General features: G+C 47.0%; 7 protein-coding genes. 1 reads left to right on the forward strand and 6 read right to left on the reverse strand.

Annotated features, from left to right (window positions below):
• The first annotated feature begins 164 nt into the window (after positions 1 to 164).
• Complete coding sequence (locus QZ735_RS03575) at positions 165 to 2,168, forward strand: S9 family peptidase (protein WP_294244290.1); 2,004 nt, start codon at positions 165 to 167, stop codon at positions 2,166 to 2,168.
• A gap of 377 nt (positions 2,169 to 2,545) precedes the next feature.
• Here the strand turns inward: QZ735_RS03575 and QZ735_RS03580 are convergent, their stop codons facing one another.
• The 6 genes from QZ735_RS03580 to QZ735_RS03605 form a co-directional block, all read right to left on the reverse strand.
• Complete coding sequence (locus QZ735_RS03580) at positions 2,546 to 2,905, reverse strand: hypothetical protein (protein WP_294244292.1); 360 nt, start codon at positions 2,903 to 2,905, stop codon at positions 2,546 to 2,548.
• 346 nt (positions 2,906 to 3,251) lie between these two features.
• Entirely contained in the window at positions 3,252 to 4,163 is a 912-nt protein-coding gene (locus tag QZ735_RS03585) for an NAD(P)/FAD-dependent oxidoreductase (protein WP_294244295.1), read from the reverse strand.
• A 145-nt stretch (positions 4,164 to 4,308) separates the two neighbouring features.
• Positions 4,309 to 4,647, reverse strand: coding sequence for a MerC domain-containing protein (locus QZ735_RS03590; protein ID WP_294244297.1), 339 nt, complete (start codon positions 4,645 to 4,647; stop codon positions 4,309 to 4,311).
• A 1,083-nt stretch (positions 4,648 to 5,730) separates the two neighbouring features.
• Positions 5,731 to 6,633, reverse strand: a complete 903-nt coding sequence (locus QZ735_RS03595) for a C-type lectin domain-containing protein (RefSeq protein ID WP_294244299.1) — start codon at positions 6,631 to 6,633, stop codon at positions 5,731 to 5,733.
• 5 nt (positions 6,634 to 6,638) lie between these two features.
• Entirely contained in the window at positions 6,639 to 7,556 is a 918-nt protein-coding gene (locus tag QZ735_RS03600; protein ID WP_294244306.1) for a C-type lectin domain-containing protein, read from the reverse strand.
• A gap of 4 nt (positions 7,557 to 7,560) precedes the next feature.
• Positions 7,561 to 8,289 (reverse strand): C-type lectin domain-containing protein (locus tag QZ735_RS03605; protein ID WP_294244310.1); only part of this gene is annotated, 729 nt, incomplete at its 5' end.

The raw sequence follows: 8,289 nt of genomic DNA on the forward strand, positions 1-8,289 counted from the left end.
CTCCGCCTTCGGGAACCTCAGGTATCGGATCTTTACAAACTTAACAACATTAGATACTTGACACGATGGCTGAGGCTCTTGAAGCCCCATTTTACTTACGGATGTAACAAATCCTGTGGTTAAAACGTCTTATCCTGTAAGAGAATTTCACAAAACTTTGAAACATGAACATGACCGCTAAAATTTTCGGAATCACCCAAATTGTAGTCTCCGCTGTCTTTATGAATGCACAAACCCAACCCAACAAACTGCCGGGCGACCCTTCCCTGGTTTCCCCAAAAGCCACTTTTGAACGCATGATTGCCCATGATAAGGGAAACTTCAAATACAAGGTAGAGGATTATTTCGCCAGGCCGAAAGCTTCACAGTTCAAGATTTCCCCGGACGGGCAGTACCTTTCGTACAAGGAAAAGGACAAGGACGGAAAGAACCATGTCTATGTAAAAAACATCAGTACCGGTACGGTAACCCGGGCGATAGAAGAAAAAGAAGACCTGATCGAGAGTTACGGATGGCTGGATAAAAACCGGCTGTATTACACCCAGGACCGCGGCGGGAACGAAAACATTCACCTGTACGCCGCCGATACCGACGGGAAAAACCTCAGGGACCTTACGCCCTTTGAAGGAATTACGCTCAATATGGTCAGGCTGATCAAGGACACGCCGTTTGTCATTGTTACGATGAATAAAAACAACAAACAGATTTTTGAACCGTACCGGATCAATTTCAATACCGGTGAAATGACACAGCTGTATGAAAACAAAGACGTCAACAGCCCGATCGACAATTACATTTTCGACAGAAGCGGAGATCTTCGCGGATATGCGGTCCTGGAAAACGGACTGACCACGAAGCTCTATTACAAGGACCTCCTGACCGGGAAATTCAACCTCCTGAAATCCACCGACTGGAAAGACAATTTCTATATCCTCAGCTTTAACGAAAATTCTGAGAACAAAGATGAAGCTTACCTGGTGACCGATCTTGACGGTGACAAGTCCAGAATCGTGCTGTATGACCTGAAGAAAAATGCCGTGATCCGGGAAGTTTATTCCCACCCGGATTTCGACGTGAATTCCATCAGCCTGGCCGGCAGGAACAGGAAGTACGAACTGGACTATATCAGCTATAACGGTATTAAGAACGAGACCATTCCGGTGAGCCCGTTGTACAAACAGGTCTATGAACGGCTGGCTTCCGAATTTGGCGATAAGGAAATTTCCATCGTTTCTTCGGATGATAAAGATGAGCAGCTGCTGGTAGTGGTAGACAGCGATAAACTCTACGGAAAATATTATGTCTACGACACCGGATCCCGGACTTCCAGGCTTCTTTTCGACCTTATGCCGCAGCTGAAGGAGGAAGATATGGCGGAAATGCGCCCGATTGAATTCAAAAGCAGGGACGGCAAGACGATCCGCGGATACATTACCCTGCCGAAAGAAGCGCTTGAAGGGAAAAAAGTACCGTTGATCGTTAATCCCCATGGCGGTCCGCAGGGCATCCGGGACGATTGGGGATTCAATCCAGAAACCCAGCTGTTTGCCAGCAGGGGCTATGCTACCCTTCAGGTGAATTTCAGGATTTCAGGGGGCTACGGAAAAGAATTCCAGCAATCCGGCTACAAGCAGATCGGAAGGAAAGCGATGGATGATGTGGAAGACGGTGTACACTATGCCATTGCACAGGGCTGGATAGACAAAAGCAAAGTCGCCATCTACGGAGGAAGCCACGGCGGCTATGCGACGCTGATGGGGCTGATCAAAACACCGGACCTCTACACCTGCGGCGTCGACTATGTAGGCGTATCCAATATCTTCACCTTCTTCGACTCGTTCCCGGAATACTGGAAACCCTACAAGGAAATGGTAAAACAGATCTGGTACGATCTTGATCATCCTGAGGAAGCCAAAATTGCAAAGGAAGTTTCTCCCGTGTTCCGTATCGACAGGATCCGGAAACCGCTGTTCGTGGTTCAGGGGGCCAATGACCCGAGGGTGAACATCAATGAATCCGATCAGATCGTAAAAGCACTGCGGGAGAAAGGGTTCGAAGTCCCTTATATGGTAAAATACGACGAAGGCCACGGATTCGGGAAAGAGCACAATCGCATCGAGTTCTATAAATCCATGCTCGGTTTTTTTGCCGAGAATTTCAATAAATAGCAGACCGGTCATACGGTAGAAACGGATGATGGATGGTGAGTGATAAGTTATGAATTATTAGTTATGATTAATGAGCGATGAGTGATGAGTGATGTGTCATATGATCATCCGGCTGATCTGTGGGAAGCGGGTTGTGAAAGGCTAAAAGACCTGCTTTCATGACCCGCCCCCTTTAGGTCCGCCGCTCATTTACCTTTTCCTTTCCGGCTGAACAGAATTTCAATTATATCCTGAATTCCAATGCTCAATTATACTGAAGAATAGAGAAAGGTAATAAAAGGAATAAAATACGATGAAAATAAAAAAGCCACCCGGACCAACCGGATGGCAAAACATACTATAACACTGACATATTGTGAAAATATATCTTTTTTTCGTTACTTCGCTTTTTCTGTCGTTAACTTTTCAGCCAATTTCGAGATTTTTAGCAATCCTTTCCCCAACTTTTTTATAGAGGCACTGTCTTTTGTATTTTCAGCCTTATCGGCTGCTTCTACTGTAGCATTGCCCAGCTTTTCCAGCAGGCTGCAGATCTTTTTGCTGTCTTTGTCAGCCATGGCATCCTTCAGTTTTTCGAGATCATGAAGGATCGGGGCAAATCCACGACGGTCTTTCAGGATCTTGATCCAGCTGTTGATGTTCGGAGAGGCTCCGGTCTTCGATTCGTTTTCAATCCCGGTTTCCACCAGTTCGATTGTTTTTTCAATGTGTTCGATTTCAGCGTGTTGTTCGCTCATAATTTTGTTTTTTAGTGTGAATGGGGTATCACAATACCCATGCCACAATCTTCAGCCGGAAGAAAAAAAAGTAAATTATTTTACTTTAAATTGAATTTTAACCCTAGAACATACGAAATAAGTTTTTAGACGGGAATAGTGCCGGTACCGCAAAGGTATACATCCGTTGAGGTGTATGTTCCGGCAGATCATGAGATCCGGCATATTTTGATTCCGCTCGCCTTTCATACACATAATCAGCTGATGAAACACATTAAACTTAAGCTAAAGGGAAAAGCTCAGTGTAAACGGCAGCAAACCGGTTTCCACAGGAAAAAGGAGAAAGCATCAGGATCGCATCAACAGATTAAAACTGTTCCTGCACCAGCTGATGGTTGACCATGGCTCCGGCTATATTTCCCGAAGCTACTGCGTAGGCTACCGAGCGCATGGGCGAAGCATTATCACCACAGGCAAATACGCCTTCCGTGCTGGTCTTCTGGAAAGCATCGGTCCTGATATGTCCGGTCTCGGTAAGTTCGCATTCCAGTTGTGCAGCAATACCGGAATGCTGCTCAAAAGGAAGCGATGCATACAATGCGTCCATGCTGTGAACCGTACCGTCTTCCAGCATGATCCCCGAGAGGTTTCCTTCGCTGTGGATGATTTCAGCAACAGGCTGTTCAAAGATGCCGATGCCGTTTTCCTGCAGCTTCCGTATCTGTTCATCTGAAAACTGAGCTTTCCCGGAGGTAAAGAGACTGACGTTTGCACTAAGGTTCTTTACCAGCCCGGCGACATGGAATGCCCGGTCGCCATTGATCATAATGCCGGTTTTCCGGCCTCTGAATTCATAGCCATGGCAGTATGGACAGTGAATTACCGAGATCCCCCAGCACTCCTTCAGTCCTTTTACATCCGGGAAAATATCCCTAATGCCGGTGGCCAGGATGATTTTTTCTGCTGAAAAGCTTTCGTTTTCCGTCCGGATTTCAAAACCAGGCTCTGTCTTTATCGCAGAGACGGCTTTTTCCCGGAGAAAAGTTACGGTGTCATATTTCAGGACCTGCTCCCGGGCAACCCTTGCGATTTCTGCCGGTTTTTCCCCGTCCCGGGGGATGAAGTTATGGGAGAAAGGGGTCTGCGCATTGCAGGGGTTTCCGCTGTCGAGGATCAGGACTTTCCTGAGCGATCTCCCGAGGGCCATGGCAGCGGAAAGGCCGGCATAGCTGCCCCCGATGATAATGACTTCAAAATGGGTGGATGAAGGTGTTGTCATAGATTGTGCGTGTTTAAAATTATTTTTTCAGGATTTCAGAGCAGATAAAATCAGAGATTATTGATTGATGATCAGCGGGTTGACAGGCTTTAATCTTCCCTTTCCTGCTGCCATATGTGATTCCCGTCCCAAGGATCATTCCGGATTAATGACGGTGCTTTTTAAAATGGATAAGGTGAGCAGTAATCAGCCCTGCAGCACCGAAATACATCAGGCCGGAGTGGACATGAAACAGAAAATCAAGACTGACGGAAATGGCAATCAGTGAAACCGAGATCCAGAACAGGAACCTGAGCCTGGCCGAACGGATCTTTTTAGTGATCCTGAAAACCACGGCAATTCCGATGATCAGAAACATCAGGTCAATCAGGGGGTTATGGGATATCCCCAGGGGAATAACCATCAGCAGCGGGAATACGATACAGTGGATCAGGCAGAGCGTGGCCGCCGAAATACCGATCAGGTCTAAAATTCTGGACTTCATTTCTTATGGTAACTTTGTTGCAAAAGTAAGCAAATAATTCAAAAAGCAACTATGTTGCATTAATTTTAAATACCACATGCGTGAATGACCGGGTGTTACAGAGTAATGAGTAATGAGTAATGAGTGATGAATGATGAATTATGAATGATGAATTATGAATAATCACCATTTATCGCTTGAAACACTGAAAAATATTTAGTTATTATCTTGTCAGCTCATGTATCGATAAGCTTTTGTGACTTTTGACTGCGTCGAGCCTTTGGTTTGTGGTGGCTTCGGGAGCCTCAGCCACCTTCTGGAAATCTAAGCTATTGTCGGAAGTTTTAGGCTGCAGTCGGGAGCCTCTGTAAGTTCGGAAGGCTACTGCTGATGGGTTTTGGAATTTCGCAAAGACATGAAAGAATACGGGTAATGCTGCGGTATAAGGCGCAAGGAATTTGACAAAGTCAAATTTGTATGCCTCTCTAAAGGAGAGATGTAATCCGAATGAATAGATGGCGTAAATCCCAGAAACGTACAGATCATGCAGCATTGCATGCTCATTGAAAATCTGCGAAATTTGCCCAATCTGCGGACATATATTCTATACAGTTGAATTATGATCGGATTATAATGCATTTCCCGTTATGGTCATCTGCGTTCCAAATTTTATCTTCGATAAAATCTTTGCGCCTCATACCCCATCAAGCATGCAAAACCCTTCGCGCCTTGGTGTTTTTCCAACAATAACCATTCACCTAAACGCAGATCTGATTCAAACGAATAAAATTTGAATAACAACCAAAGTCAAGTTCACTATTGACCATTCACTTTCAAAAAAACCACCCGTCAAAAATTCCTTGAATTTCCGCCACCCCTCCAAAGGAAGGGAATGAAATAAGTAATCGTAAATCTCATGTGACTCATATGGTAAAAAGCCCTTTTGTTTCAGGCTGGGGACCTCTGCAGTGAGATATAAAAAATAACCAACAGAAAAGGCTGCTCCGGTAAAAGCAGCCTTGAGATATACGGATGAATTTCAGTAAATCCTGTCAGAGAATATAGTGCAGAGCAAATGCTTTTCCCCTATCCTTTCCCAACGGTCTACTGGTTGAATTCTATCACAATCTGGTTATACGGACCTGAAAATCCCGGTGTACTGCAGATGATGTCGTTCCATCCCCTTTTGACTTCGTTGGCACCGTCCGCAGCATTGATGACGTGCACACAGCCTTCGTTACCGCCGGCATTATTCGGTTCACCGCCCCGGAAATAATCTTCAGTACTTGAATTGTTGCTCCACAGTATTTTAGAGGTCTCCCCTGTGATCCACGTGAATTCCGTAGGATTACCGGAGAAATTAACCTTATTGTACCCGATCCATACCGAGCTGGTGAGGTTATAGCCGGTTGTGGCATTCAGGATATTGGTTTCAAACCAGTTCCATTCTGCCAGTGTGGGAAATGTTGCCATATACCCGCCCCTGCTTTTCGCTGCATTGAAAATTTCTTCCCAGGAGGGAATCTGCTTGTCGCCCGTGTAGGCACAGTACCAATGGTCGTTACCGCCTGAAGCGACCGGCCATTGCTTGCAACCCAGCCCGGTAAAGCTGATTCCTCCGCTGCTGAAATCGGAAGCGGTATGGATTCCGACAGGATCGTAACCCAGGTAGGATTTCAGGATGCCGTTGGTGGTGATATTCAAGATCTCGCCTCTTTTGGACGGGTACCACTGGCCTGAATACCAGAAATAATAGCCGGGAGCAAGCGCAGTGGATTCATTTCCTGCAAGCGTTGTGGTATTGTACACCAGGATTCCGTTTGCCGGGGAAGGAATCGTGGTATTGTCTGTCCTTGCCGTAAGCGCGATATGGGGTCCCAGAAATCCGCGGTTGGATGATACGATATCCAGCGCAGCAGACGGATCGGGAGTCGTTGTACCTATACCTACTTGGGAATTCCAGAAAGAAAGGCTCAGTACAGACAACAGGGCATATAATTTTTTCATAAAATTTACTGGTTAAATTCAACAATGAGGTGATTGATGTTTACGCCGGAGAAATCCGTAAAATAACAGTCGGCGGTATACCAGAGCCGGTTGGCGTCAAAGGCAGATCCGGCGATGAGGTTACACCTGCCGTTCCCTGCAGGAGCAGGATTGTTGGGAGCGAAAAAAGACTGCACGGATGCATTATTGTCCCAGTTGCTCCGCCAGGTTTCATTGGTAATCCAGCGGTACCGCTCCGGGTTTCCCGGAGTTTTTACGGAAGTATACCCGATCCATATCGGATCATTCAGGGGGTTTGCCGTATTGTTCAGGATGTTGTTCCGGACAAAATTCCATTCGCGGCCTGCTGTAATGGTCACCATATAGCCGCCGATATTCTTAATGGCCTCGTACGCAGAGGCAAAGCTCTGCCCGCTTGCGTCTGATGTCTTGTACCCGCAATAGGTATGCCCGTTGCCTCCAACGTTCTGTTCCCATTTAAGGCACTGGGTTTTGGTTGCCGTCGTATTGCCGATAGGGAAAGAAGCCGGTGCATTGCTGCCGGTCCCGGCAGGCGCATAGCCCAGGATTCCCGGATCCACGTTCTGGATGATGGTAAACCGGTTATTAATACCCCCGATGGACTCCCAATGCGGGGATGGGGTAACAGCCCAGTAATAATATCCCTGCTCCAGGGTTTCGGTAATCCTGTCGTTGTATACCAGCAATCCTGCTTTGGGAACCTGGGCAATAGGGCTGTAATCCGTAAGCGAATTCAGTGAGACGACAGGAAGGGCCACGCCCTTATCGGCCCCCGCTTTCTCAATCTGAAAAGAAGCGGAACTTTCATACTGTGCAGGCGGAACATTGATGTACACCTGGGCATCCAGGGTAGAGAGCATACCTCCGGCCAGCAGGGCGGCGGCTGTAATCAGTCTTTTCATTTTCTCAGTTATTAAATTCTACGATTAAAAAGTTGATAGGGCTTCCGTTAAGCGAAGTGGAATTACAGGGATCGTTGTACCATCCTCTTACCGGATTGGAAGAAGGGGAAATCCGTACACATCCTGAAGTTCCGTTCGGCTCACCGGTTTCATAATTGGCCTGGATGGTAGAGGAATTGGACCAGTTGATATCCGATTTCTCTCCTGTAATCCAGGTGTATTCCGGCTCGTTCCCGGGATATTGGATCGTATTATACCCGATCCAGATATTATTGTTGGAATTCCCGGAACCGTTCAGGAGGTTGGTCCTGATAAAATTCCATTCGTTCTGCGAAGTAATGGCGGTCATGTAGCCGTTCAGGAACTGTCCCATTTCAAAAGCACCGTTCCAGTCTACCGAGGCACTCAGGTTATAGCCGCAGTACATATGCGTCGGGGCACCGAGGTAGGAATCCGTAAAGGAGAAGCAGCCCTGCTTGATAGCCTGTACCCCGTTGTAGCTGAATGTATCCGGGGACTGTGCACCGGTGCCGAAAGGATTGTATCCCAACACAGAAGCATACATCCGCGGCGTGGTGGAGGTTACCGTAGAACCCGCACCGCTGTAAAAGGGTTTCCAGAGCGATGCCGTATTGTCCCAATAATAATATCCCGGGTCCAGTGCGGTGTTGTCTGTGGTATTAAACACCAGCAGCCCTTCCTTCGGGCTGCTTATTGTGGCCGTATCGGCAGT

Source organism: uncultured Chryseobacterium sp. (assembly GCF_913776365.1).
Lineage (GTDB): Bacteria > Bacteroidota > Bacteroidia > Flavobacteriales > Weeksellaceae > Chryseobacterium.

Excerpts from the sequence above, each read along its gene's own strand:
- QZ735_RS03575 (WP_294244290.1), top strand. The coding sequence starts at position 165 with ATGAACATGACCGCTAAAATTTTCGGAATCACCCAAATTGTAGTCTCC.
- QZ735_RS03580 (WP_294244292.1), bottom strand. The coding sequence starts at position 2,905 with ATGAGCGAACAACACGCTGAAATCGAACACATTGAAAAAACAATCGAA.
- QZ735_RS03585 (WP_294244295.1), bottom strand. The coding sequence starts at position 4,163 with ATGACAACACCTTCATCCACCCATTTTGAAGTCATTATCATCGGGGGC.
- QZ735_RS03590 (WP_294244297.1), bottom strand. The coding sequence starts at position 4,647 with ATGAAGTCCAGAATTTTAGACCTGATCGGTATTTCGGCGGCCACGCTC.
- QZ735_RS03595 (WP_294244299.1), bottom strand. The coding sequence starts at position 6,633 with ATGAAAAAATTATATGCCCTGTTGTCTGTACTGAGCCTTTCTTTCTGG.
- QZ735_RS03600 (WP_294244306.1), bottom strand. The coding sequence starts at position 7,556 with ATGAAAAGACTGATTACAGCCGCCGCCCTGCTGGCCGGAGGTATGCTC.